This is a genomic window from Streptomyces sp. NBC_00259 (genome assembly GCF_036181745.1).
Lineage (GTDB): Bacteria > Actinomycetota > Actinomycetes > Streptomycetales > Streptomycetaceae > Streptomyces > Streptomyces pratisoli.
The window spans coordinates 3,454,764-3,480,488 of record NZ_CP108080.1; the positions used below are offsets into that span (position 1 = coordinate 3,454,764).

At 72.6% G+C, this 25,725-nt stretch carries 21 protein-coding genes and 1 pseudogene; 7 read left to right on the top strand and 15 right to left on the bottom strand.

The window, feature by feature from the left end; all coding sequences use genetic code 11:
- Nucleotides 1-134 precede the first annotated feature (134 nt).
- Entirely contained in the window at nt 135-1,238 is a 1,104-nt protein-coding gene (locus OG766_RS15335) for a citrate synthase 2 (protein ID WP_266379287.1), read from the top strand.
- A 27-nt stretch (nt 1,239-1,265) separates the two neighbouring features.
- Here OG766_RS15335 and OG766_RS15340 read toward each other — a convergent pair whose 3' ends face one another.
- From OG766_RS15340 to OG766_RS15380, 9 genes are all read right to left on the bottom strand, one after another.
- Nucleotides 1,266-2,297, bottom strand: coding sequence for an isopenicillin N synthase family dioxygenase (locus tag OG766_RS15340; RefSeq protein WP_266379289.1), 1,032 nt, complete (start codon nt 2,295-2,297; stop codon nt 1,266-1,268).
- Between the two features lie 251 nt (nt 2,298-2,548).
- Nucleotides 2,549-3,127, bottom strand: a complete 579-nt coding sequence (locus OG766_RS15345) for a TetR/AcrR family transcriptional regulator (RefSeq protein WP_266379291.1) — start codon at nt 3,125-3,127, stop codon at nt 2,549-2,551.
- Nucleotides 3,115-3,843, bottom strand: a complete 729-nt coding sequence (locus tag OG766_RS15350; protein WP_423247183.1) for an enoyl-CoA hydratase family protein — start codon at nt 3,841-3,843, stop codon at nt 3,115-3,117. The genes OG766_RS15345 and OG766_RS15350 overlap by 13 nt, the downstream gene beginning before the upstream one ends.
- Before the next feature lie 2 nt (nt 3,844-3,845).
- On the bottom strand, nt 3,846-5,465 hold the full coding sequence (locus tag OG766_RS15355; RefSeq protein WP_328725579.1) for a 4-coumarate--CoA ligase family protein: 1,620 nt from the start codon (nt 5,463-5,465) through the stop codon (nt 3,846-3,848).
- Nucleotides 5,466-5,525: 60 nt separating this feature from the next.
- Nucleotides 5,526-6,659: an acyl-CoA dehydrogenase family protein gene (locus OG766_RS15360; protein WP_266379300.1), complete on the bottom strand. Its 1,134-nt coding sequence runs from the start codon at nt 6,657-6,659 to the stop codon at nt 5,526-5,528.
- On the bottom strand, nt 6,656-8,605 hold the full coding sequence (locus tag OG766_RS15365) for an acetyl/propionyl/methylcrotonyl-CoA carboxylase subunit alpha (protein ID WP_266379303.1): 1,950 nt from the start codon (nt 8,603-8,605) through the stop codon (nt 6,656-6,658). The genes OG766_RS15360 and OG766_RS15365 overlap by 4 nt, the downstream gene beginning before the upstream one ends.
- Before the next feature lie 10 nt (nt 8,606-8,615).
- Nucleotides 8,616-10,217 carry an acyl-CoA carboxylase subunit beta gene (locus OG766_RS15370; RefSeq protein WP_266379305.1) on the bottom strand — a complete coding sequence of 534 codons (1,602 nt, stop codon included), beginning with the start codon at nt 10,215-10,217 and terminating at the stop codon, nt 8,616-8,618.
- A 183-nt stretch (nt 10,218-10,400) separates the two neighbouring features.
- A complete protein-coding gene (locus OG766_RS15375) occupies nt 10,401-12,080 on the bottom strand; it encodes an acyclic terpene utilization AtuA family protein (protein WP_328727481.1) in 1,680 nt (559 codons plus the stop codon).
- A 2-nt stretch (nt 12,081-12,082) separates the two neighbouring features.
- A complete protein-coding gene (locus OG766_RS15380) occupies nt 12,083-12,871 on the bottom strand; it encodes a TIGR03084 family metal-binding protein (RefSeq protein ID WP_266379308.1) in 789 nt (262 codons plus the stop codon).
- 704 nt (nt 12,872-13,575) lie between these two features.
- Between OG766_RS15380 and OG766_RS15385 the strand changes: the two genes are divergently transcribed.
- Nucleotides 13,576-14,355 carry an SDR family NAD(P)-dependent oxidoreductase gene (locus OG766_RS15385; RefSeq protein ID WP_328725580.1) on the top strand — a complete coding sequence of 260 codons (780 nt, stop codon included), beginning with the start codon at nt 13,576-13,578 and terminating at the stop codon, nt 14,353-14,355.
- Between the two features lie 59 nt (nt 14,356-14,414).
- Here OG766_RS15385 and OG766_RS15390 read toward each other — a convergent pair whose 3' ends face one another.
- Nucleotides 14,415-15,350: an EamA family transporter gene (locus OG766_RS15390; protein WP_328725581.1), complete on the bottom strand. Its 936-nt coding sequence runs from the start codon at nt 15,348-15,350 to the stop codon at nt 14,415-14,417.
- A 234-nt stretch (nt 15,351-15,584) separates the two neighbouring features.
- Here OG766_RS15390 and OG766_RS15395 point away from each other — a divergent pair, with 234 nt between their 5' ends.
- The 3 genes from OG766_RS15395 (at nt 15,585) to OG766_RS15405 (ending at nt 18,002) form a co-directional block, all read left to right on the top strand.
- The gene (locus OG766_RS15395; RefSeq protein WP_266379314.1) at nt 15,585-16,442 is read left to right on the top strand and encodes a LysR family transcriptional regulator; all 858 of its coding nucleotides are present in this window, start codon (nt 15,585-15,587) and stop codon (nt 16,440-16,442) included.
- A 63-nt stretch (nt 16,443-16,505) separates the two neighbouring features.
- Nucleotides 16,506-17,315 carry an HAD family hydrolase gene (locus tag OG766_RS15400; protein WP_266379317.1) on the top strand — a complete coding sequence of 270 codons (810 nt, stop codon included), beginning with the start codon at nt 16,506-16,508 and terminating at the stop codon, nt 17,313-17,315.
- A 216-nt stretch (nt 17,316-17,531) separates the two neighbouring features.
- Nucleotides 17,532-18,002: a hypothetical protein gene (locus OG766_RS15405; protein ID WP_266379321.1), complete on the top strand. Its 471-nt coding sequence runs from the start codon at nt 17,532-17,534 to the stop codon at nt 18,000-18,002.
- 70 nt (nt 18,003-18,072) lie between these two features.
- Here OG766_RS15405 and OG766_RS15410 read toward each other — a convergent pair whose 3' ends face one another.
- The 3 genes from OG766_RS15410 to OG766_RS15420 form a co-directional block, all read right to left on the bottom strand.
- Nucleotides 18,073-18,672 (bottom strand): Uma2 family endonuclease, encoded by a 600-nt coding sequence (locus OG766_RS15410; RefSeq protein WP_328725582.1) that lies wholly within the window; start codon nt 18,670-18,672, stop codon nt 18,073-18,075.
- Between the two features lie 233 nt (nt 18,673-18,905).
- Entirely contained in the window at nt 18,906-19,685 is a 780-nt protein-coding gene (locus tag OG766_RS15415) for a GntR family transcriptional regulator (RefSeq protein ID WP_266379326.1), read from the bottom strand.
- Nucleotides 19,682-20,224: a GntR family transcriptional regulator gene (locus tag OG766_RS15420; RefSeq protein ID WP_266379330.1), complete on the bottom strand. Its 543-nt coding sequence runs from the start codon at nt 20,222-20,224 to the stop codon at nt 19,682-19,684. The genes OG766_RS15415 and OG766_RS15420 overlap by 4 nt, the downstream gene beginning before the upstream one ends.
- 162 nt (nt 20,225-20,386) lie before the next feature.
- On the opposite strand from OG766_RS15420, the gene OG766_RS15425 reads away from it, so the two are divergent.
- Entirely contained in the window at nt 20,387-20,881 is a 495-nt protein-coding gene (locus OG766_RS15425) for an ATP-binding protein (RefSeq protein ID WP_323137285.1), read from the top strand.
- Here the strand turns inward: OG766_RS15425 and OG766_RS15430 are convergent.
- Both OG766_RS15430 and OG766_RS15435 read right to left on the bottom strand, forming a co-directional pair.
- A pseudogene (locus OG766_RS15430) lies at nt 20,773-21,287 on the bottom strand (HAD-IA family hydrolase); the annotation flags it as partial. The gene OG766_RS15425 and the pseudogene OG766_RS15430 sit on opposite strands and share 109 nt — an antisense overlap.
- A gap of 116 nt (nt 21,288-21,403) precedes the next feature.
- Nucleotides 21,404-24,286, bottom strand: a complete 2,883-nt coding sequence (locus OG766_RS15435) for an FAD-binding and (Fe-S)-binding domain-containing protein (protein ID WP_328725583.1) — start codon at nt 24,284-24,286, stop codon at nt 21,404-21,406.
- Nucleotides 24,287-24,418: 132 nt separating this feature from the next.
- Here OG766_RS15435 and serC point away from each other — a divergent pair, with 132 nt between their 5' ends.
- Entirely contained in the window at nt 24,419-25,537 is a 1,119-nt protein-coding gene (gene serC / locus OG766_RS15440; protein WP_266379336.1) for a phosphoserine transaminase, read from the top strand.
- Nucleotides 25,538-25,725: the final 188 nt, after the last annotated feature.

The following is a 25,725-nucleotide window of genomic DNA, read 5'->3' on the forward strand; positions in this document are numbered from 1 at the left end:
GCCAAAATCGGCGCTGGGCCGCTGTGGCCTCCCTACGACGCGGAGAGGGTGACCTCCCTCCGCTCGGGGCATCACCGGAGTGGTGACCCACCCGGGCCGAAGCTTGTCTCGCACACATCATGAGGAGCCGCCTGATGTCCGACTTCGTACCCGGACTAGAGGGAGTCGTCGCGTTCGAGACCGAGATCGCCGAACCCGACAGGGAGGGCGGCGCGCTCCGCTACCGCGGCGTCGACATCGAGGATCTCGTCGGTCACGTCTCGTTCGGGAACGTGTGGGGCCTGCTGGTCGACGGGGCGTTCAACCCCGGCCTTCCGGCCGCCGAGCCGTTTCCGATCCCGGTCCACTCCGGTGACATCCGCGTCGACGTGCAGTCGGCGCTGGCGATGCTCGCCCCGGTGTGGGGCCTGAAGCCGCTCCTCGACATCGACGAGGCCCAGGCGCGCGACGATCTCGCGCGGGCCGCCGTGATGGCGCTGTCGTACGTGGCACAGAGTGCCCGCGGGCAGGGTCTGCCGATGGTGCCGCAGCGGGAGATCGACAAGGCGCAGTCGGTCGTGGAGCGGTTCATGATCCGCTGGCGTGGTGAGCCGGACCCGAAGCACGTGAAGGCCGTCGACGCGTACTGGACGTCGGCCGCGGAGCACGGCATGAACGCCTCGACGTTCACCGCCCGGGTCATCGCCTCGACCGGCGCCGACGTGGCGGCCGCGCTCTCCGGTGCCGTCGGCGCGATGTCCGGTCCGCTGCACGGCGGCGCACCGTCCCGGGTCCTCGGCATGATCGAGGAGATCGAGCGGACGGGTGACGCCGTCGCCTATGTGAAGAAGGCCCTGGACAAGGGCGAGCGGCTGATGGGCTTCGGCCACCGGGTGTACCGGGCCGAGGACCCGCGTGCCCGTGTGCTGCGGCGCACCGCGAAGGAGCTGGCCGCGCCGCGCTACGAGATCGCGGAGGCGCTGGAGACGGCCGCGCTGGAGGAGCTGCACAACCGCCGCCCGGACCGGGTCCTGGCGACGAACGTGGAGTTCTGGGCGGCGATCATGCTGGACTTCGCCGAGGTCCCGGCCCACATGTTCACGTCGATGTTCACGTGCGCCCGTACGGCCGGCTGGTCGGCGCACATCCTGGAGCAGAAGCGCACCGGGCGGCTGGTGCGTCCCTCCGCCCGCTACATCGGTCCCGGCTCGCGCGACCCGCGCGAGATCGAGGGGTACGCCGACATCACCGCCCGCTGAGGCGCCTCGCAGCGCCCCGGGTCCGGGTCAGGCCGCCCGCTCCACGAGTTCCGCGTGGTGGCGGGCGGCGACCTGCGGGTGGGCCCGCAGCTTGCCCTTGAGCTCGTTGCGCCCGTACTCCGCGAACAGCGGGTTGGCGGGGTCGGCGGTGACACCGGGCGCGCCCGCCGCGTACGGGAACGGCAGCGGGGCGACACGCGCGTCCAGACGCGGGTTGAAGAAGAACGGCACCGAATACCGCTCGGTGGCGCCGGGCGGGCTGACCACGCGGTGGTTGGTGGCGAGCAGATAGCCGTTGGTGGCGACTTCGAGGAGTTCGCCGAGGTTGACGACGAACGCGCCGGGCAGCGGCGGTACGTCGTGGAAGGCGCCGTCCTCGCGCTGCACCTGGAGGCCGCCGATCCGGTCCTGGTGGAGCAGGGTCAGGAAGCCGTAGTCCTTGTGGGCGCCGACTCCCTGGTCCGCGCCGTCCCCCGCGCTGCCGGGGTAGCGCACCAGTTTGAGGTGCAGATGCGCCCGGTCGCCGAAGATGTCGTCGTAGAAGTCCGGCGGGGCGCCGATCGCCGCGAGGAGTTCGTGGAGCAGCTTGTGGGCGACCGCGCTGAGCCGGTCGATCCAGTCGAGCGCGGCGGCGCGCAGCCCGGGAAGGGCTGCCGGCCACTGGTTGGGGCCCTCCAGCCACCAGTAGGCGGGCTGGCCGGGGCCCGGTATGTGCGCGGGCCGCTCGGCGCCGATGTCGAGCTGGTCGCGCCAGTCCCGGCTGCCGCCGGTGTGCTCGTCGCCGATGCGCGTGTAGCCACGGAAGTGCGGTGAGTTGATGTTGTCGATGGCGAGCCGGTCGGCCTCGGGCAGGGCGAAGAAGTCGCGCATCGCCGTCATGAGCGCATCGGTCTCGTCCTGGGACACACCGTGGCCGGTCAGCTGGAAGAAGCCGACGTCATGGGCGGCGCTGTGGAGCCGGGCGTGCAGCTCGCCGCGCGCGGCGGGGCCGCGGTCGGCGGCGGAGAGGTCGATGACCGGAAGCTGCGAGAAGTTCGAGTGAGACGTCGAGAGAGACATGGGTGCGTCCGCTGAGTCGTGCCCCGGTCGCCGGTCCCGGTGATGACCGGGTACGCGTGCTGTCGGCGTCCGCCGTGGTGGGGCGGGGGCCGGAGGACCGGGTGGGGGTGGAAGGGGGGCTTGCGTCGGGGGTCAGCGGTGAGCCCGACAGCCCATGCTCGTGACGCGGAGGAAGTCCACGTGGCGGCGTCGTACGAGCGGAAGCATGCGGCAAGAATACGCCGGGGGTGCGACGGACGGGGTGACCCGGGTCACCCCAGCACCTCGTGCAGCAGCCGCCCCCACTGCGCCACCACCCGTTTCCGTCGTGCCGCGTCGTCCGTCAGCAGGTTCGCCAGGCCCAGCCCCCGCGCCATGTCCAGCAGGCCCTGGACCGTTTCCCGTACCCCCGGCTCCGACTCGTCCGCTCCTAGGAGCTCCACCGCTATCCGGTGGGTCTCACGGCCGACGCGGCCCTCCAGTTCGGTGACGCGGGCCCGCAGCTGTTCCTCGTTGGAGGCGGCGACCCACAGATGGAGGGCGGCGCGGAAGAGGGGGCCGGTGTAGAGGTCGACGAGGGCCTCCAGCACGGCCGCCCGGTTCTGGACGGGGAGGGCGCGCAGGGCCGAGGAGCGTTCCTCGGCGACGTACTCGACCGCCGCGGTGAACAGGTCCTCCCGGGTCGGGAAGTGGTGCTGTGCCGCGCCCCGCGAGACCCCGGCCCGCTCGGCGACCACCGAGACGGTCGAGCCCGCCCAGCCGCGCTCGGCGAGGCAGGCCACCGCGGCCTGCAGGAGCCGCTGCCGGGTGGCCCGGCTGCGGTCCTGCTTCGGGGCGGTCACAACAGCCATGCAGGATCCCGTCGTTCGAGGAAGGCGGTCATCCCCTCGCGCGCCTCCGCCGAGGCGAAGAGCGACGCCGAGCGCTGCACGAGATCCTCCGCGTCGCGGTCGAAGGTCTCCCGCACCCTAGCCGTGAGCAGCTGTTTCGTCGCGTCCAGGGCCTGTGGTGAGGCCTTCCGGAACCCGTCGAGCACCGGCGCGAGGACCGCGTCCACGTCGTCGCCGACGGCCGTCACCAGTCCGATACGGGCGGCCTCCGCGGCGTCGAAGCGCTCCCCGCTCAGGTAGTAGCGGGCCGCGGCGCGCGGCTCCAGGCGGGGCAGCAGCGGCAGGGAGATGACGGCCGGGGCGACCCCGATCCGTACCTCCGTGAACGCGAAGTCGGACCCGGCCGAGGCGGCCGCGACGTCGCAGGCGCCGACGAGGCCGAGCCCGCCGGCCCGAGCGTGGCCCGTCACCCGCGCCACCACCGGCTTCGGCAGTTCGACGATCTGCCGGAGCAGCGCGACGAAGGTGTACGGGTTCGGCGGCTCCTTCAGGTCGGCGCCGGCGCTGAAGGTGCCGCCGGTGTGGGTGAGGACGACGGCCCGTACGGCCGGGTCCTTGCCGCACGCGGTCACCGCGTCGGCCAGCTCACCGACGAGCCGCGCCGACAGGGCGTTGCGGTTCGCCGGCGAGTCCAGGGTCAGCGTCGTGATGCCGCGCTCGGACGCCGTTTTGATCAGTGTCACGTGGTCTCCTTCTCCCGGTCCTCCCGGCCTGCCCGGTCCTCCCGGTCGCGCAGTTCGCGGCGCAGGATCTTCCCCGACGCCGCCCGTGGGACCCCGCCGATGAACTCGACGCGGCGGACCTTCTTGTACGGGGCGACGCGCTCGGCCACGTAGGCGAGGACGTCGTCGCCGGTCAGCCCGGTCGCCGCCGGCTGCCGTACGACGTACGCCTTCGGGACCTCGTTGCCGTCCTCGTCGTACACCCCGATCACCGCGGCGTCCGCGATGCCCTCGTGGGTGAGGAGCAGGGCCTCCAGCTCGGCCGGGGCGACCTGGAAGCCCTTGTACTTGATGAGTTCCTTGACCCGGTCGACGACGAACAGCCAGCCGTCCTCGTCGACGCGGCCGATGTCTCCGGTGTGCACCCATCCGTCGGCGTCGATCATGTCGGCGGTGGCCTCGGGGCGGCCGAGGTAGCCCTTCATCACCTGCGGCCCCCGGATGGCGATCTCGCCCTCCTCGCCCGGCGCCACGTCCTGGCCGGGGTCGTCGAGGGACAGGATCCGCATCTCGGTGTTCGGCAGCAGCTTGCCGACGGCCCCGGCGGGCGGGTTCGGCGCGGACAGCGGCACGACATGGGTGCCGGGCGACAGCTCGGTCATGCCGTACGCCTGCCGGACCGGCGGCAGCCCCAGCCGGGCCGAGCAGGCCCGGGCGAGCTGCGCGTCGAGCGGGGCGGCGGCGCTGACGATGTACTCCAGCGACGACAGGTCGTACTGCGCGACCGCCGGGTGCTTGGCGAGCGCGAGGACGATCGGCGGGGCGACGTACAGGCCGTTGATGCGGTGCTTCTCTATCGCCGCCAGGAACTGCTCCAGGTCGAACCGGGGCAGGACGACGACGGTGGCGCCCTTGCGCAGCGGGGCGTTCATCAGGGCGGTGAGGCCGTATATGTGGAAGAACGGCAGCACCGCGAGGATGCGGTCGCCCGGGCCCATCGGGATGAACGGCTCCAGCTGCGCCAGGTTGGTGGCGATGGACCGGTGGGTGAGCATGACGCCCTTGGGGATGCCCGTGGTCCCCGAGGAGTACGGGAGGGCGGCGACGTCCTCGTCCGGGTCGATGGCGAGCACGGGTTCCGGTGCGGCGGAGCCGAGCATGGTGCGGATCGAGCGGTGCCCGTCCGCCTCGTCGCAGACGAAGATCTCCTCGATGCCGCCCACGAGTTCCGCGGCGCGGCGGGCCGCCTCGAGGAGCGGGGAGACGGTGACGATCCAGCGGGCGGAGGAGTCCGAGAGCTGCTTGGCGAACTCCTCCGCCGTGGCGAGCGGATGGACGGTCGTGACCGACGCCCCGGCGCGCGTGGCGCCGTAGAAGACGGCCGGGTAGGCGACCGAGTTGGGGCTGTGCAGGGCGAGGACGTCGCCCTTGCGCACGCCGGTGTCGGCGAACGCGGCGGCGAGCCGGCGGTGGAACGTGTCGAGCTGCGCGTACGTGATCGTCGTGGCGCCGGTCCTGTCGGTCCCGTCGATCAGGGCGACGGCGTCGCCGTACTCGGCCGCCCCGCCCAGGACCGCGTCGTGGATGGGGACGGAGAGGGACGGGACATCCGCGTACTCGCTGTGGTGCATCACCATGACAGCCCCTTCACGGTCGAGTCGTGCTCGCCAGAGTCGTGCTCGCCAGAATCGCCCCTGTCAGTACGACTTGGGGAGACCCAGGGACTGGTGGGATACGAAGTTGAGGATCATCTCCCGGCTGACCGGGGCGATCCGGGCGACGCGGGCCGCGGTGATCAGCGAGGCCAGGCCGTACTCACGGGTGAGGCCGTTGCCGCCGAGCGTGTGGACGGCCTGGTCGACGGCCTTCACACAGGCCTCGCCGGCCGCGTACTTGGCCATGTTGGCGGCCTCCCCTGCGCCCAGGTCGTCGCCCGCGTCGTACAGCGCCGCGGCCTTCTGCATCATCAGCCGGGCGAGTTCCAGCTCTATGTGGGACTGCGCGAGAGGGTGGGCGATGGCCTGGTGGGCGCCGATGGGGGCCTTCCAGACCTGCCGTTCCTTCGCGTACTCCACGGCGCGGGCCAGCGCGTAGCGCCCCATGCCGATCGCGAAGGCCGCGGTCATGATCCGCTCCGGGTTCAGCCCGGCGAAGAGCTGGAGGAGGCCCGCGTCCTGGTCACCGACGAGCGCGTCCTCGGGCAGTTCCACGTCGTCGAGGACCAGCTCGAACTGCTTCTCCTGCGCCTGCAGTTCCATGTCGATGCCCGAGCGGGTGAAGCCGGGGGTGTCGCGCGGGACGATGAAGAGGCACGGCTTGAGCCTGCCGGTCCTGGCGTCCTCGGTGCGGCCGACGATGAGGGTCGCGTCGGCGATGTCGACGCCGGAGATGAAGACCTTGCGGCCCGTGAGGATCCAGCCGTCCCGCGTGCGCCGCGCGGTGGTGGTGATCCGGTGCGAATTCGAGCCGGCGTCGGGCTCGGTGATGCCGAAGGCCATGGTGCGGCTGCCGTCGGCGAGACCGGGCAGCCACGTCCGCCGCTGCTCCTCGGTGCCGAAGCGGGCGATGACGGTGCCGCAGATGGCGGGCGAGACGACCATCATGAGCAGCGGGCAGCCGGCGGCCCCGAGCTCCTCCAGGACGATGGACAGCTCGGCCATGCCGCCGCCTCCGCCGCCGTGCTCCTCCGGGAGGTTGACGCCGAGGTACCCCAGCTTGGCGGCCTCCGCCCACAGCGTCTCGCGGTCGTAGCCGCGGCCGTGCCGCTGCCCGAGCGCGGAGACGGCGGCGCGCAGTGCGGTGTGCTCTTCGCTCTCGATGATCGTGGTCATGATGCGGGCTCCTCCTGTACGGCGGCCTCTGCGGCTTGTACGGCTGGCACGGCTTGTACGACGGCGAGAAGGGCGCCGACCTCGACCTGGCGGCCGGGGGCGGCGTGGAGCGCGGTGAGCGTGCCGGAGGCGGGAGCGGAGATCCGGTGCTCCATCTTCATCGCCTCCAGCCAGATGAGGGGTTGTCCGGCGGTGACCGTCGCGCCGGGCGCCAGACCGTCGGCGACGCGGACGACGGTGCCGGGCATGGGCGCGAGCAGCGAGCCGGGTTCACGCTGGGCGGTGGGGTCGGGGAAGCGGGGCAGCACGGTCAGGGCGGTGTTCCCGACGTACACGCGGTCACCGTGGCGCGTGACGGGGAACTCGCGTTCCACACCGTCCACTTCGAGCCGTACGGCGTGCGGGGCGAACCGGACGACCCGTACAGCGGGAAGGTCCTCGACCTCCATGCCGCCGCCGCGGGTGGGCCGGTAGCGCACCTCGTACTCGCCGTCCCGGCCGGCGTAGCGCTTCACCTGCGGCTGCGAGGGGAGGTTGCGCCAGCCGCCGACGCCCGCGCCGGTGCGCGCCGCGGCGTCGGCGAGGGCGGCCGCGACCGCCGCGACGTCCTCGTCGCCCCCGGCGGCGGTCAGCTCCGGCAGATGCCGGTCGAAGAAGCCGGTGTCCATCCGCGCGGTGACGAACTCGGGGTGCCGCAGGGACCGTACGAGCAGCTCCCGGTTGGTCACGGGCCCGTGCACGCGCCCCCGCCCCAGATCCGCCGCGAGCCGCCGCACGGCCTCCTCCCGCGTGGGCGCCCATACGACGACCTTCGCGATCATCGCGTCGTAGTGCACCCCGATCCGGTCCCCCTCGGCGTACCCGGCGTCGACCCGGGTCCGGGGAACCCCGTCGCCCGCGTTCGACGGCGGGCCGGTGGGGAAGGACAGCGCGTGCAGCGGGCCCGTCTGGGGGGACCAGGCCCGTGCCGGGTCCTCGGCGTAGAGGCGCGCCTCCACGGCGTGGCCCCGGGCAGGCGGCGGGTCGCCTGGAAGGCGGGCTCCCTCGGCGACCTGGAGCTGGAGGGCCACGAGGTCGACGCCGAACACTTCCTCGGTGACGGGGTGCTCGACCTGGAGGCGGGTGTTCATCTCCAGGAAGTGGGCCCGCTCGCCGACGACCAGGAACTCGACCGTGCCCGCGCCGCGGTAGTCCGTCGCGCGGGCCGCGCGGACCGCCATCTCCTCCAGCGTGGCGGTGAGTTCCGGGCCGAGCCCCGGAGCCGGCGCCTCCTCGACGACCTTCTGGTGGCGGCGCTGAAGGGAGCAGTCGCGGGTGCCGAGCGCCCACACGGTGCCGTGCGCGTCGGCGAGGATCTGCACCTCGACATGGCGGCCGCCTTCGACGTACGGCTCGACGAAGACCTCACCGTCCCCGAAGGCGCTCAGCGCCTCGGCCCGCGCCGCCTCCACCTCCCCTTCCAGGTCGGCCAGTTCGCGTACGACGCGCATACCGCGCCCGCCGCCGCCCGCCGCCGCCTTGACCAGGACCGGCAGGTCGTCCTCGCCGAGCCCGTCCACGGCGAGCGGCGCGATCCCCATGAGTTCCTTGGCGCGCGTCTTGGACGCCATGGCCTCGATGGCCTCCGGGGGCGGGCCGATCCACACCAGGCCCGCGTCGATCACCTCGCGGGCGAAGCCGGCGTTCTCGGAGAGGAATCCGTAGCCGGGGTGGACGGCGTCCGCGCCCGCGGCGAGCGCCGCCTTCACGATCAGGTCGCCGCGCAGATACGTCTCGGCAGGGGTCGCGCCCGGAAGGCGTACGGCCGCGTCGGCCTCCCGTACGTGCAGCGCTCCCGCGTCCGGGTCCGAGTACACCGCGACGGTCGCGACGCCCAGCTCACGGCAGGTGCGGAAGACCCGGCAGGCGATCTCGCCCCGGTTCGCGACAAGAACTGACTGGATCACGATCAGGACCTCACATCCGGAAGACGCCGAAGCCGCCGCGCGCGCCCTCGACCGGTGCCGTGTGGATCGCCGACAGGCACAGCCCGAGGACGGTGCGGGTGTCGCGCGGGTCGATGACGCCGTCGTCGTAGAGCCGCCCGGAAAGGAACATCGGCAGCGACTCCGTCTCGATCTGCTGCTCGACCATCGCGCGCAGACCGGCGTCGGCCTCGTCGTCGTACGGCTGCCCCTTCGCCGCGGCGGACGCGCGGGCCACGATCGACAGCACCCCCGCGAGCTGCTGGGGTCCCATGACGGCGGACTTGGCGCTGGGCCAGGCGAAGAGGAAACGCGGGTCGTACGCCCGCCCGCACATGCCGTAGTGCCCGGCGCCGTACGACGCGCCCATGAGGACGGACAGGTGCGGGACCTTCGAGTTCGACACCGCGTTGATCATCATCGCGCCGTGCTTGATGATGCCGCCCTGCTCGTACTCCTTGCCGACCATGTAGCCGGTGGTGTTGTGGAGGAAGACCAGGGGGATGTCCCGCTGGTTGGCGAGCTGGATGAACTGCGCGGCCTTCTGCGACTCGGCGCTGAACAGCACGCCCTGCGCATTGGCGAGGACCCCGACGGGACGGCCGTGCAGCCGCGCCCAGCCGGTGACCAGGCTCGTCCCGTACAGCGGCTTGAACTCGTCGAAGTCCGAGCCGTCGACGATCCGGGCGATGACCTCGCGCGGGTCGAAGGGGGTCTTCAGGTCCTCGGGGACGATGCCGAGGAGCTCGTCCTCGTCGTACTTCGGGGCCTCGGCCGGGACGGACGGCCCGGGGTGCGCCTTGCGGTGGTTGAGCCGCGCGACGATACGGCGGGCGTGGCGGACGGCGTCGTGCTCGTCGACGGCGTAGTGGTCGGCGAGCCCGGACGTACGGGCGTGCATCTCGGCGCCGCCGAGGGACTCGTCGTCGCTCTCCTCGCCGGTGGCCATCTTCACCAGCGGCGGTCCGCCGAGGAAGACCTTCGACTGCTCCTTGATCATGACCGTGTGGTCCGACATGCCGGGGACGTACGCACCGCCGGCGGTGGAGTTGCCGAAGACGACGGCGATGGTCGGGATGCCGGCGGCGGAGAGCCGGGTGAGGTCGCGGAAGAGGGCCCCGCCCGGGATGAAGATCTCCTTCTGGGAGGGGAGGTCGGCGCCGCCGGACTCGACGAGGCTGATGACGGGGAGGCGGTTGGCGAACGCGATCTCGTTCGCGCGCAGCGCCTTCTTCAGGGTCCAGGGGTTGCTGGCTCCGCCGCGTACGGTCGGGTCGTTGGCCGTGATCAGGCACTCGACGCCCTCGACCGTGCCGATGCCGGTGACGAGGGAGGCCCCGACGGGATAGTCGCTCCCCCAGGCGGCGAGCGGCGACAGCTCCAGGAACGGTGTGTCCGGATCGAGAAGGAGCTCGATGCGCTCACGGGCGAGCAGCTTGCCCCGCTTCCGGTGCCGGGCCGTGTACTTCTCGCCGCCGCCGGCGAGTGCCTTGGCGTGCTCGGCGTCGAGCGCGTCCAGCTTGGCGAGCATCGCGGTGCGGTGGGCGGTGTAGTCGGGGGACGTGGTGTCGAGCGCTGTGGCGAGAACGGTCATGGGGCCGGGTCACCTCCGGTGCGGGTGCGGGGCGTGCGCGCGTACGGATGGGTGTGGGCGGTGGGCGCGTACGGATGGGCGCAGAGGGTGCGCGCGTACGGACGGGCGCGGAGGGTGCGCGCGTACGGACGGGCGCGAGGGGTGGCGCCCGTCGCGCGGGGCCTTCTCCCTCCCCCCGCGCCGTCACAGCAGCACCTCCGGCACATCCACGTACCGGGCGCGCAACCACTCGCCCACCGCCTTCGCCTGCGGGTCGAAGCGGGCCTGGGCGGCGACGCCCTCCCCCAGCAGTCCGTGGACGACGAAGTTCAGCGCCCGCAGATTGGGCAGCACGTGCCGTACGACACGCAAGTCCGCGGTCTCCGGGAGAAGTTCACGGAAGCGGTCCACCGTCAGCTCGTGCGCCAGCCACCGCCACGCCTCGTCCGTGCGCACCCACACGCCGACGTTCGCGTCGCCGCCCTTGTCACCGCTGCGGGCGCCCGCGACGAGGCCGAGCGGGACGCGGCGCACCTGACCGCCGCCGGGGAGCGGCTCGGGCAGGTCCGGGTCGGGAGCCGGCTCCAGGGCGCGGGTGTGCGCGGCCGCCGGTACCGTCTCGCGCCGCCCGTCCGGCAGCACGGCGACGTGCTCCACCGTGGTCGCGTCCACGTACTCCGTCCCGAAGACGCCGTACGGCGTTCCCTTCCCCGGCGGGGCGGTGACGTGGAAGCCCGGGTAGCTGCCGAGTGCCGCCTCGATCGCGGCGCCGCTGACGACGCGGCCCACGGCCTCCGCGTCCGGATCCCGCACCACCAGCCGCAGCAGCGCGCTCGCGGTCTCCTCGGTGTCCGCGTCGGGGCGGTCGGTACGGGCCAGGTCCCAGCGGACCTCCCCGGGCCGGGACTTGGCCCGGACGAAGGCGTCCTCGATCTGGTCGCGGACGAGCCGCGCCTTGGCGTCGATGTCGAGTCCGGTGAGGACGAACACGACTTCGTTGCGCCATCCGCCGAGACGGTTCAGGCCGGTCTTGAGGGTGGGCGGCGGGGCCTCGCCTCGTACGCCGTCGACACGGACGCGGTCGGGGCCGTCCTGGGTGAGGCGTACGGAGTCGAGGCGCGCGGTGACGTCGGGTCCCGCGTACCGGGCACCGCCCGTCTCGTACAGCAGCTGGGCGGTCACCGTACCGACGTCGACGACTCCGCCGGTGCCGTCGTGCTTGGTGATGACGCTGGAGCCGTCGGCGTGCAGTTCGGCGACGGGGAAGCCGGGGCGCCGCACGTCATGTCCGGTGAAGAAGGAGTAGTTGCCGCCCGTCGCCTGTGCCCCGCACTCCAGGACGTGCCCGGCGACGACCGCGCCGGCGAGCGCGTCGTGCTCCTCGGGCCCCCAGCCGAAGTGCCACTGCGCGGGCCCGGTGACGAGCGCGGCGTCCGTGACGCGTCCGGTGACGACGACGTCGGCCCCGGCGCGCAGGCACGCGGCGATGCCGGCGCCGCCGAGGTAGGCGTTCGCGGCGAGCGTGCCGGGGAAGCGGGCGGAGAGGTCGTCGCCCTCGACGTGTGCGACCCGTACGGGTACGCCGACACGGGCCGCGAGTTCGCGTACGGCGTCGGCGAGTCCGGCCGGGTTGAGTCCGCCGGCGTTGGCGACGATCCGCACGCCGCGCTCGTGGGCGAGCCCGAGGCTCTCCTCCAGCTGACGCAGGAAGGTCTTGGCGTAGCCCAGGCGCGGGTCCTTCATCCGGTCGCGGCCGAGGATGAGCATGGTGAGCTCGGCGAGATAGTCCCCGGTGAGGACGTCGAGTTCGCCGCCGGTGAGCATCTCGCTCATCGCGTCGAACCGGTCGCCGTAGAAGCCGGACGCGTTGCCGATGCGCAGCATGCTCACGCCTCCTTGGGCGGGCGCCCGGGACCGGCGGGGCCCGCGAATGCCTGGGCGATGTCCAGCCAGCGGTCGGCCTCGGCACCCTCGGCGCGTACGGCGAGGTCGTCGCGGTGCGCGCGCTGGGTCACCAGCAGACAGAAGTCCAGCGCGGGGCCGGTGACCCTCTCGGCCGCGTCCTCGGGCCCGTACGCCCACAGCTCGCCGTCGGGGCCGGTGAGTTCGACCCGGAACTCCTGCTTCGGCGGTTCGATCCCGCGCACGGTGTAGGCGTAGCCGCGGGCCCGTACACCGATGTGCGCGACGTGCCGCAGCCGGGCGGTCGGTTCCCGTACGACGCCGAGCGCGTCGGCGACGTCCTGGCCGTGCGCCCAGGTCTCCATGAGCCGGGCGGTGGCCATCGACGTGGCGCTCATGGGCGGCCCGTACCAGGGGAAACGGGACCCGGCGGGCGCGTCGCCCAGGGCCTGCCGGAGCCCGTCGCGACCGGCTCGCCAGTGGGCGAGCAGCTCGCGGGGCGGCCGGCGGGCGCCGGCCTCGGCGGCACGGTCGACGAACGTGTCGGGTGCGACGAGGGCCTTCTCGACCTCCTCGGCGAACGCTCCGGGGTTGGTGACGGCGAGCAGCGCGACCTCGTCGGTCCAGGCGAGATGGGCGATCTGGTGGGCGACGGTCCAGCCGGCCGCGGGTGTCGCGGTCTCCCACTGCTCGTCACTCAACTCGCCGACGAGGCGGTCGAGTTCCTCGCTCTCTGCGCGCAGGTCGTCAATGACGACCGCGGGGTCGGGCACGGTGCGCTCCCTCCGGGACACGGCGTGGTGCCCCGGAGCATGGCAGCGCGAACAGAAACAAGCAAGCGTGCTTGCTTTGGTTTTTGGGGTGAGGTGGGGAGGGGCGGGGTGCGGAGGGGGCGCGGAGGGCTGCGGAAGGGGGCGGGGCGGGGCGGGCTGCCGAAGGTGTCCGGGCGCCCTGCCGAAGGAGGCCGGGCGAGCCGCCGTCCGGCGTCGGGGTGCTCTGCCGAAGGTGTCCGGGGCGGTCTGCGAAGTGGGCGCGGCGCTCTGCCTCCGAGGTCCGGGCGCGCTGCCGAAGGTGTCCGCGCGGGCTGCCGTCCGGCGTCGGGGACCCGTTGCCCGAGCCCGGTCGCTGCGCCGAAGGTGTCCGGGCGCGCTGCCGTCCGGCGTCAAGCGCGATCGGCCGTCCGCCCTCGGGCGCGCGGACGCCAAGATCCGCGCGCACCGTCGTCAGGTGTCAGGCATCGCGGACACCAGGATCGGCGCACACCGTCCTCCGTCGCCCGGCATCGCGGACACCAGGATCGGCACACACCGGCGTCAGGCCAGTCCGCGGTGCGGCGTTGGGGCTCCGCCGTCCGGTCGACACACGGTCCGGACACGAGGAGGCTCCGCCGCCCGGCCGGCCCACGGCTCCCGCCCCGACGCCGCGCCCCCGGGGGCCGGGCGGGCTGACGCCGAGGTGCGGCGTCTAGGGTGCGGGCATGACATCGCAGGCATACCTCTCCGAGCTGTTCTCGCTGGACGGCCGGGTCGCCGTGGTGACCGGCGGCAGTTCCGGCATCGGACGGGCCATCGCCGGGGCCCTTGCCCGGGCCGGGGCGAGTGTCGTGATCGTGGCGCGCAAGGAGGCGCAACTGGCCGCCACGGTGGGCGAGCTGACCGCCGAGGGCTGCCGGGCGGCCTGGGTGAGCGGCGACCTGAGCACCCGCGACGGCGTGCGGGCGGCGGCCGAGGAGGCGGCCGGGGTGTTCGGGGAGCCCGACATCCTCGTCAACTGCGCCGGGGTCAATCTGCGGCCGCCGATGGGCGAGTTGGGCGAAGAGGTGTGGGACACCACGATGGCGGTGAACCTGGAGGCGCCCTACCTGCTGGGCCAGCGGTTCGGGCCCGGCATGGCCGAGCGCGGCTTCGGACGGATCATCCACATCACCTCCCAGCAGGCGCATCGCGCGTTCGTCCAGAGCGGCGCCTACGGGGTCTCCAAGGGAGCGCTGGAGTCACTGGCCCGTTCACAGGCCGAGGCGTGGTCGCCTCATGGCGTCACGTGCAACACGCTGGTGCCGGGGTTCGTGATGACGCCGCTCAACGAGCGGCTGTCCTCCGACGCCGAGAAGGTCGCGGCGCTGGCCGCGCGCACGCTGGTCGGCCGGAACGGACTGGCCGAGGACTTCGCGGGCGCGGCGGTCTTCCTCGCCGGCCGCGCCTCCGCCTACGTCACCGGACAGTCGATCTTCGTCGACGGCGGGTTCTCCGTCCACTGAGGCCGGGCGCCGCCCCTGTCGCGAGGTCCCACCCCCTACGGCCGGGGCTGCCGGCGAGGTCACTTGCGCCGGGCGCGGCCCACCTGTGTCCGTACCGCACCCATGCTCGCCGCCACGACCAGCGCGATCGCCAGCGCGTCGGCCGCGGAGAGCGCCTGGTGCAGCACGAGGAATCCGGCCGTCGCGGCGATCGCGGGCTCCAGGCTCATCAGCACGGCGAAGGTGGAGGCGGGCAGCCGGCGCAGGGCGAGCAGTTCCAGCGTGTACGGCAGCACGGACGACATCAGCGCGACCGCGAGGCCGAGTCCGATCGTGGACGGGACGAGCAGCTTGTCGCCCGCCTCGACGATGCCGAACGGCAGGCTGATCACCGCCCCCACCACCATGGCGAGGGCGAGGCCGTCGGCCTGCGGGAAGCGGCGGCCGGTACGCGCGCTGAAGACGATGTACGTGGCCCACATCGCGCCCGCGCCGAGGGCGAACGCCGCGCCGACGGGGTCGAGCCGGTCGAAGCTGCCGCCGCTGAGCAGGACGACACCGCCGAGGGCGAGGCCCGCCCAGACCACGTTGATCAGCCGTCGCGAGACGATCACGGAGAGCGCGAGCGGGCCGAGGACTTCGAGGGTGACGGCGGCGCCGAGCGGGATTCGGTCGGCGGCCTGGTAGAAGAGCATGTTCATTCCGGCCATGGCGGCGCCGAACGCGACGACGGTGCCCCAGTCGGCGCGGGAGTGGCCACGGAGCCGGGGCCGGCAGATCACCAGGAGCACGACGGCTGCGAGCACGAGCCGCAGGGTGACGACGCCGAGCGCTCCCGCGCGGGGCATCAGCAGCACGGCGACGGCGGCGCCGAACTGTACGGAGAGGCCGCCGGCGACGACCAGCGCGACGGGCCCGAGTGCGCCGCGCCCGCGACCGGCACCGGGGTCCAGGGCGCCTGCTGCTTCGGGCAGGGCGACGGCGGAGGCGGCCGCCTGCTCCGCGCCCGCGCTCACTCTCCCACCCACGTCCACACCCACACCCACACCCACACCCACACCCACACCAGCGCTCGCGTTCGCGTTCGCGCCACGGGTCCCGCCCACCGCTCCACCTTCGTTCACCCGAATGAACCTTCAGTTCAAAATACTGCACTGGAGGTCATCGGTCCACTTCCTTCCACCCTCCACGCTACGGAAGCCCGCGCCGTCCGTGAAATGCCTAGTGGGCTGCGGTTATGCTTCGAACGCATGAGCATCGAGCTGCGCCACCTCCGCTGCTTCCTCGCCATCGCGGAGGAACGGAGCCTGACCAGGGCCGCCGCCGCGCTGCACCTCACCCAGCCCGCCGTCTCCCGCTCGCTCGCCGCATTGGAACGCCACCTCGGCGTGCGTCTCGCCGACCGCTCCACCCACCACCTGGACCTCACCCCCGAGGGCCGGGCCTTCCGCGACCGGGCCGCGGCGGCCGTCGCCGCCTTCGACGACGCCCTCGACCCCGCCCGCCTGCACCACCGGCCCCTGCGGCTCGGGCACGCCTGGTCCGCCTTCGGCGCGTACACCACGCCCCTGCTCCGCCGCTGGCAGGAGGAGCATCCGGACACTCCGCTGGAGCTCCTCCGCATCGACGACCGCACGGCGGGCCTGGCGCGCGGCGAGGTCGACGCCGCCGTACTGCGCGGCACGGTCGACACTCCGGGCCTGGTGACCGCGCTCCTGTTCACGGAACCCCGCGTCGCGGCGGTCACCTCCGACGGCCCGCTGGCGGACCGCGCCGCCCTGACCCTCGACGACCTGGCCTCGGGCCCGATCGTCCTCAACACCGTCTCGGGCCTGACGACGCTCGACCTCTGGCCGCCGGGATCGCGCCCGGCGACGACACTCACCGTCGGCAACACCGACGACTGGCTCACGGCGATCGCCGCCGGCCGCGGCGCGGGGGCGTCCGCAGCCTCCACCGCGGAGATGCACCCCCACCCGGGCGTCACCTACCGCCTCCTGACCGACGCCCCGCCCGTCCCGGTCCTGCTCGCCTGGCGTGCGACAGCTCCCCACCCGGCGCTCGGCGCGCTGGTGGCGCTCGCGCGCGAACTCAGCGGCGGGGACTGACCCCACGACCGCGACCCGAGCCGCGCTCCTGGAACTGTCGGACCCGGGACCTAACATGTGCCGATGCAGCGCCCCCGGCTCATCGCCACCGACCTCGACGGGACCCTCCTGCGCAGGGACGGCACCCTCTCGGCCCGCACCGTGCGCGCCCTGCGGACCGCCGTCGACGCCGGCGCGGAAGTGGTCGTGGTCACCGCCCGTCCGCCGCGGTTCCTCGACGTGCTCGCCGCCGCGACCGGCCTGACCGGGACCGCGGTGTGCAGCAACGGCGCGCTGGTGTACGACATCGCGGCACGCACCGTCACCCGGTCCCTCGCCCTGCCGCTGTCCACCGCCCGCGAGGTGGCCACCGCGCTGTCGGCCGCCGCCCCGGGCCTGGGATTCGCCGTCGAGACGGGCCACACGTTCCTGTACGAGCCGTCCTACCGGCTGCTCCTGTCCGGCAACGCCCGCTCCGAGCTGGCCGTCGCGTCACTGACGGACCTGTGGCTCTCGGACGTGCCCATCGTGCAGTTGCTCGCCCACTCGGTCCGGTTCGAGGCGGACATGCTGCTCGCCCTCGCGGAGAACTCCGTCGGCGGGGCGGCGCAGTTCACCCACTCCGGCGGCCGCGGCCTGCTGGAGATCAGCGCACCGGGCGTCACCAAGGCCGCCACGCTCTCCGCCCTGTGCGCCGATCGCGGCATCACGGCCCAAGAGGTCGTCGCCTTCGGCGACATGCCCAACGACCTGACCATCCTGCGGTGGGCCGGCACCGCCTACGCCATGGGCAACGCCCACCCGTCCGTCCTGTCGGCCGTCCCCCACCACACGACCTCCAACGAGGACGACGGCGTGGCCCGCATCCTGGAGCGCCTCTTCGACGGCGACTGAGCCCGCCGACGGTATCGCGCCGCCGGCCGCCGATCCGACGGCGCCTCAGCCGCCGCCATCGGTACGGCGCTACGACCTCGTACGGCGCCCCGGGAACCACTTGTCGGACACCCGGCGTCTGCGGTACAAACGCGCGACACCAGGGACGAGATTCGGCCACTCCTGTGCCCGAACGTCCCTTGATTTGACGTGAACACAACTATGTGGGGGGTTGTCATGCAAGGACGCTGGGAGAAGCTGAAGCAGAGATCCGGCATCAGCCTGTTCATCATCGCCGTGGGGCTCGGGCTCTTCTTCTTCGTCGGGAGCGGCTCGCAGAAGCCGACCGGCTGGGGCGCCGCCTACGCGTTCGGCACGCCGGCCACCGTGGACCTGGCCAGTTCCTGCCGTATCGAGACCATCGGAGGCGGCAAGGGCACGGGCAAGTGCGAGGGCGTGAAGTGGACGGCCGGCGGGCGGTCGGGGACCGGCACGCTGTACGCGTTCGAGGACGACATCAAGCGCTCCGCGGACGGCGACCTCACCTTCGCCGGCGAGGCGAAGGCACTCGGTGACCGCGCCTACGGCCGCCCCGAGTCCTGGATGGTGGTCTTCCACCTGGCGGTACTCGGCGTGGCGTGCCTCGGCGTGCTCGCCCTGCTCGGCAGCCTCGTCGCGGCGGCCCTGCCGACGCGACGCCGGGCCTGACCCCTCCAACCGGCCCCGGCCACGGGTCCGGAGACAGTGGGGGCCGCCGACCGGAGCGGCCCCCACTCCCTCAGTCGCGGGGGAAGTCGGCGGTGTCGAGGGTGAGGCCGAGGGGTGTGGTGGTGAGGTCGACCGACCCGCCGAAGGCCACGGTCGTTTCGATGACGTAGTCGCCGTCCTTGGGCTGGGTATAGACGTGGCACTTGCCGACGTACGGGTCCGCGACCAGGTAGACCGGCACCTCGGCCCTGGCATAGGCGGTCTTCTTGGGGCCGTAGTCGTTCACGGCGGTACCCTTCGAGATCACCTCCGCGATGAACTCGACGTCCTGGTGGCCCCAGCGGCCCTCGCCGTTCCTCACCGCGCCGTCGCGAAACTTCGCCACGTCCGGGCACAGCCCGTTCAGTTGGCCGGGGAAGTCGATCCGTACGTCCGATGTGACCTTCGCACTCATGCCGAATCTGTCCTCCAGGGCCCGGACGATGCGGCGGATGATTTCCCAGTACGTGTCCCGCTGCGGCGACATGTAGACGGTCCCCTCGACGATCTCGACCCTGTATCCCTCGGGGACGGGCATCCGCTCAAGCGCCTCGAACATCGCGTCCAGGATTCGCTCGTTGTCGCTGTCAGCCATGGCCATGTCGATCCTGTCGGTCTCTACGACGGTCATCGTGGCGCTCCTCCCCGGCTGCCGGTCGTCGCACGCAGCCGCGCGGTACAACGATACGTACGGCCCCCACGAAACGCCCGCGGCGCGAGCGGTGCGAATATGCCCAAGGCACGGACCGTGCAGGGTGCGGGGCGGGTGCGCCACCCCCGCTCGCTCAAGCCCTCCTCCACCGCCTCCGCCGAGACGTCGGCCGGCGACGGGGCGGTCCAGCCGGGGCGGCACGATGACGTCCGTCAGCCGGGCGTGAACTCGTAGCGCAGCTCGTAGAGATGGCCGGCCTTGACCATGACCGTCGCCTCGATGGGGCGTTCATCGTCGCTGTACACAACGCGCAGCGTGCGAAGCACGGGAAGGTTCCCGGGCAGAGCGAGGGAAGCACGCTGTTCCTGGGTAGGGACTCGCGCCGAGACGTGGTCCACACTCATCCGCGGCGGAAAGCCGAGTTCGGCCAGGAGCACGGGACTTCCGCCCTGGATCCTGCGTCGATCCATGAGAGGCGTGCCCTGCGCGATACCCAGCGGGTAGTACGCGGCCACGAGTTCCGCGGGTTCGTCGTCGAGCGTGAGGAGTTGACGGCGAAGCACCGCTGTGGATCCGTCGTCGAGTCCGAGGGCCGCCCTCACATCCGCGGGCGGAACGATCTCGGCGACTTCGAGAAGCGTGCTGCGCGCCCGCACGCCGTTCCGCTGCGCCTCGGCAAGCCATCGGTACGGGTCGCCGGCGCGGGCGGGAGCCATGTACGCGGCCGGTCGCAGGGTCCGTTGCCGGTGTTCACGTACGGTCACGGCCGCCCCGGCGCGCCCCACGACCAGCCCCTCGTCCTTGAGGAGCTGGAGCGCCTTCTGAACCGTCGCACTGGACGCATCGAACCGCGCCTTGAGCTGGACGGTCGAAGGAAGGCCGGCGCCCGGCGCCAGGTCGCCGCCCATGATCTCGTCCCGCAGATCGGCGGCGATCCGCTCGTGCAGGGGACGTCGGTCGAACGCTTCGGCGTCGGTGCGAGGCACGGTCATCCGATCCTGATCTCGTAGCGCAGGCGCTGACGATGGGCGGGCATGGTCATCAGATCGGCCTGAATCGGTCGATCGTCCCCATCGAGCGTGAGCCGGGTCAGTTCCAGCACGGGCTCGTCCGAGGGGATGCCGAGCGTTTCGCACTCCTCGGCCCGGGGGACCCGGGCCGTCACGTCCTCACGTACACGAACACCGACGTGGCCGAGTTCGGCGAGCAGCGTGACCGCCCCGCCACGGATCTTGGCCGTCCCCGCCAGCCGGGTGCCGCGGGCGATCTCCGTCGGGTAGTACGTGTCCGTCAACTCGCACGGTTCACCATCCAGTTCGATGATGCGCCGACGCACGACCACAGGCGCCCCCTCGGTCGTCCCGAAGAGCTCCGCGATCACTTGCGGGGCAGGCACCTCCCCGGCGTGGACGATGCGTTGGGTCCCCCGTCGCCCCTGAGCCGCAGCCTCGTCACTCCACGCGTTACCCCGTCCCTGCACGCGCGGCGTGAGATAGGGCAGCGAGGTGCTGACCCAGTCGCTGCTGCTCATGACGTCCTCCAAGCCGGCCGGCGAACTTCGGGCTGTGCACTACTGCGTACCGCAGGCGACTCACTCTAAGTCCCGCCCCTGGGCGCACCTTGCTGCTTTTCGTGAATAGCAGTACGGTCCTCGCGATCGTACAACCCTGCTCGCACAAGGCGGTGGTTCCCTGTGTCCCTCTCACAGCAACGACGATTCCCGAGGTCCGCTCGATCCGTCGGTGCGGCCCGATCCTTCGCCCTCGACGTACTCGCGCAATGGGGCATCACAGACCGGCACGACGACGTACAGCTCTGCGTGTCCGAACTCGCCACCAACGCGCTGCAGCACGGGGTCCCAGCCGGGCGGGAGTTCTGCGTCGGAATCGAGGTCGATGGTGCTCTGTTACGCGTTCACGTACGCGACAGCGGTGACGGCCGGCCCGAAGTGCAGTCCCCCGGGTCGGACGAGTGCACCGGGCGTGGTCTGCGCATCGTCGCCGAACTGGCCGATGACTTCGGCGTCACGGAGCATGTCGTCGGCAAGACCGTTTGGCTGGAGTTGAAGATCGCGGCACCTCACGACCGACCCGCTGCCTCCAGCAGCTTCGGCAGTTCACGCATGTCGTCGAACACGACCGTGCCGGGCCCTTCCAGCCGGGACGCCGGGGGCAGGCCGCCGCAGTAGCCGAAGGAGCGCATTCCCGCGACGCGGGCCGCCTGAACGCCGCAACGGCTGTCCTCGACGACCGCGCACCGGGCCGGGTCCACACCCATGGAGCGTGCGGCGTGCAGGAAGAGGTCGGGTGCCGGCTTGCCGTTGCGCACGTCGGCGGCGCTGAAGACGCGGCCCTCGAAACGCTCGCTCAGCGCGGTGAGCTTCAGTTGTGCCGGATGCTTTCGTGCTCGCCGTTCGAGGCCACGCAGAACGGCGCGGTGAGACGGTCCAAAGCCTCGCTGATCCCGTCGACGGCGGTCAGTTCCGCGGTGAGCGCCTGCCGGTACAGGTGCTCGTAGTCCCGCTGCCAGTCCTTGTCCAGGCGCCGCCCGAGCCGCTCCTCCACGGGGCGACGGTCGTCCCTGGTCGACCGACCTTCCGGACGGCTCTGTTCGCACCCTGGGCTCGGCGCGCGCGGCCTGGGCGCCGTAGGCCCACGAGCCACGCTGAGGCGCGGCCCGAGGTGCCGCAGCCACGTCACGCGTCAGGATCTCAGTCACCCAGCCCCTCCGCCAGGACCTCCGCCAAGTGCCGCCCCCGTCGCCCCGTCAGCTGTTCCAGTTGCGTGCGGCAGGAGTACCCGTCGGCCAGCAGTACGGCGTCGTCGCCCGCCGCCCGTACCGATGGGAGCAGTTGGTCCTCCGCGCAGGCCACCGACACCTCGTAGTGGCCGCGTTCGAAGCCGAAGTTGCCCGCCAGGCCGCAGCAGCCGCCGCTCAGGGTGCCGGTCAGGCCGGCGCTTTCGCGCAGGCGGGCTTCCGCGGCATCGCCCAGCACCGCGTGCTGGTGGCAGTGGGTCTGGCCGGCGACGGGGCGGTCCAGCCGAGGCGGGCGCCAGTCCGGGGCGCACTGTTCGAGGCCCTGGGCGAAGGTGCGGACCGACGCCGACAGGCGGTCCGCGCGCGGGTCGTCGCCGAGGAGTTCGGGGAGGTCCGACTTCAGGGCCGCCGCACAGCTGGGTTCCAGGACGATCACGGGAACGCCCAGGTCCAGCAGCGGCTCCATCGTGTCCAGGGTGCGGCGCAGCACCGCGCGGGCCCGGTCGAGCTGGCCCGTCGAGACATACGTGAGGCCGCAGCAGACCCGGCCCTGCGGCAGCGCGATGCTCATTCCCGCCGCTTCCATCACCGTCACCGCCGCCACGCCGGCCTCGGGCGTGAGGTGGTCGGTGAAGGTGTCGGGCCACAGCACGGCCGTACGGTCCTTCGTGAAGACCTGCGTACGGGCGGCCATGTGCCGCCGCAGCCGGCGCCGCAACGTGACCGGCGCGATCCGCGGGACGTCCCGCTCGGGGGCGATGCCCGCCGCGCGCTTCGCGAGCCACGCCAACGGCCGGACCCGGGCGGCCGCGTTCAGCACCCCGGCGAGCGGCGCGGCCAGACGCAGCCACTGCGGCAGCCGGCCCATCGCGTAGTGGGACGCCGGCCGCATGCGCCCCGCGTAGTGGTGGTGCAGGAACTCCGCCTTGTACGTGGCCATGTCGACGCCGACCGGGCAGTCGCTGCGACAGCCCTTGCAGGACAGGCACAGGTCGAGTGCGTCGCGGACCTCCTCCGAGCGCCAGCCGTCGGTCACCACCTCGCCTGCCAGCATCTCGTGCAGCAGCCGGGCACGGCCGCGCGTCGAGTGCTGCTCCTCGCCGGTCGCGCGGAACGACGGACACATCACGCCCTGCCCGGAACTCGGTCCCTCCACCCGGCACTTGGCGACCCCGACACACCGCCGCACGGCCGCCGAGAAGTCCCCGCCGTCGTGCGGGTACCCGAAGGAGACGTCCACCGGCCGCCTCGGCAGCACCTCGAAGCGCAGGTTCTCGTCGAGCCGCGCCGGGCGGGCCAGTACACCCGGGTTCAGCCCACCCGCCGGGTCCCAGAGGTCCTTGAACCGGGCGAAGAGGGCGACCAGTTCGTCCCCGTACATCCTCGGCAGCAGCTCCGCCCGCGCCAGCCCGTCCCCGTGCTCGCCCGACAGCGAGCCGCCGTGCGCGACGACCAGCCCGGCGACCTCCTCCGAGAAGGAACGGAAGCGTCGTACGCCCGCCTCGCTCAGCAGGTCGAAGTCGATACGGACATGGATGCACCCGTCGCCGAAGTGCCCGTACGGCGTCCCGCGCAGCCCGTGCTCGGCGAGCAACGCCCGGAAGTCCCGCAGATACGCGCCGAGGCGCGCCGGGGGCACCGCGCAGTCCTCCCAGCCCGGCCAGGCCTCTCCCCCGGAGCCTGCGCCCTGGCCGGGGGGAGCACCCCCACCGTCCGGCATCCGGGTCGCGGTGCCGGCCGCGTCCTCCCGGATCCGCCACAGCGCCCGCTGCCCGGCCGGGTCGGTGACCACGGTCCCGTCGAGCGCGTCCGCGCCGGTGACGATCTCCTGCGCCCGCGCCCGGGCCTCGCCGCTCGTCGCCCCGCCCGTCTCGACGAACAACCACGCACCGCCGCGCGGCAGTCCCCGGCCCACGGCGTCCGGGACGAGGTCCTCCGCCATGCCCTCGACCGTCAGCGGCCGGTAGGGCAGCAGACCGGCGGCGGCCTCCGCGGCCGCGCTCTCGTCCGCGTACCCCAGGACGGCGAGGGCCCGCGCGGGCGGTGACTCCACCAGCCGCACGGTCGCCTCCGTCAGTACCGCCAGCGTGCCCTCGCCGCCGCAGAAGGCGCGGGCGAGGTCCACCCCGTTCTCCGGCAGCAGCGCGTCGAGCGCGTATCCCGAGATCCGGCGGGGAAGGCCCTGCGGGAAGCCGGTGCGCAGCGGCGCCAGACTGCCGTCGACGAGCTCGCGCAGCCCGGCCGGCGCCCCGGACCACCCCTGCCCCAGCCGCAGTTCCGCGCCGCCGTACGTCACCACCGACAGTTCACGCACGTTGTCCGCGGTCGTTCCCCATGCCACGGAATGCGCGCCGCACGCGTTGTTGCCGATCATCCCGCCGAGCGTGCAGCGGCTGTGCGTGGACGGGTCCGGCCCGAACGTCAGGCCGTACGCCCCCGCCGCATCCCGCAACCGGTCCAGCACCGCGCCCGGCTGGACGACCGCCGTGCGCGCGTCCGGGTCCACGGAGAGCACGGCCCGCATATGGCGGGTGAAGTCGAGGACGACCCCGACGCCCGTCGCCTGCCCGGCGATCGACGTCCCCGCGCCCCGCGGCACCACCGGGACGCCGTGTCTGCGGCAGACGTCGAGCACCGCCGCCACGTCCGCCGCGTCGCGCGGTGCGACGACCCCGTCGGGCACCCGCCGGTAGTTGGACGCGTCCATGGTCATCAACGCGCGGGCCGCGGCCCCGAAGTCCACCTCGCCCCGGACCTCCGCCCGCAGCGCCCGCTCCAGCGCCTCGCGCTCCTTGCGTTCAGCCGTCCTGCGATCAGCCGTCCTGCGATCAGCCATGGGCCCAGCGTGCCCCACCTCGATCGGGTGACGCGTGGACGGCACGGAAAAGGCGTCCCGATCAGTGATCGCTTGTCTCATCCGCCGGACAACGGGCCCGGTGACCTGGCGAAAACGACTAGGCTCCGGCTCGTGGCCGATATTCAGATTCCCGCTGACATCAAGCCCGCCGACGGTCGTTTCGGCGCCGGACCCTCCAAGGTGCGTACGGAGGCGCTCGACGCCCTGGCCGCCACCGGTGCGTCTCTGCTCGGTACCTCCCACCGCCAGGCCCCGGTCAAGAACCTGGTCGGCGCGGTGCGCGACGGCGTGCGCGAGCTGTTCTCCCTCCCCGAGGGTTACGAGGTGATCCTCGGCAACGGCGGCTCCACCGCCTTCTGGGACATCGCGACGCACGGGCTCATCGAGAACAAGTCGCAGCACCTGTCCTTCGGCGAGTTCTCGTCGAAGTTCGCGAAGGCGGCCAAGCTCGCCCCGTGGCTGGCCGAGCCGACCGTGATCTCCTCCGACCCGGGTACGCACCCGGAGCCCCGCGCGGAGGCGGGTGTCGACGTCTACGCCCTCACCCACAACGAGACCTCCACCGGTGTCGCCGCCCCCCTGAAGCGGGTCGAGGGAGCCGACGAGGGCGCGCTCGTGCTCGTCGACGCCACGTCCGGCGCCGGCGGCCTTCCGGTCGACATCGCCGAGACCGACGTCTACTACTTCGCGCCGCAGAAGTCCTTCGCCTCGGACGGCGGCCTGTGGATCGGCGTGTTCTCGCCCGCCGCGCTGGAGCGGGCCGCCCGCGTCCACGGCTCCGGCCGTCACGTCCCGGAGTTCTTCAGCCTGCCGACCGCGATCGACAACTCGCTGAAGAACCAGACGTACAACACCCCGGCGCTGTCGACCCTGTTCCTCCTCAACGAGCAGCTGAAGTGGTTCAACGGCCAGGGCGGCCTGGACTGGGCGGTACGCCGCACCGCGACCTCCGCGCGCACCCTGTACGGCTGGGCCGAGGAGTCCAAGTACGCGACGCCGTTCGTCGCAGAACCGGCGCAGCGGTCGCAGGTCATCGGCACGATCGACTTCTCGGACGACATCGACGCGGCGGCGGTCGCGAAGGTGCTGCGGGCGAACGGGATCGTGGACACCGAGCCGTACCGCAAGCTGGGCCGCAACCAGCTGCGGATCGCGATGTTCCCGGCGATCGACCCGGCGGACGTGCAGGCGCTGACGGCCTGCGTGGACTACGTGATCGAGAAGCTGTAGACGTCGGACGTCGAACGACGGTAAGTGGAAGGGCCCGGCGGGGGTATGCCGCCGGGCCCTTTCGCGTGCCGCCGCCCGGCAGCCGGGTTGCGCCGAGGGGTCCCCGGCCGCGCACACGAAGTGACCGTTACGTGGAGGTGGCGTGCAGCTGCCGTGTAGGTACGGCTGATAACCGCCCTATCCGGCGC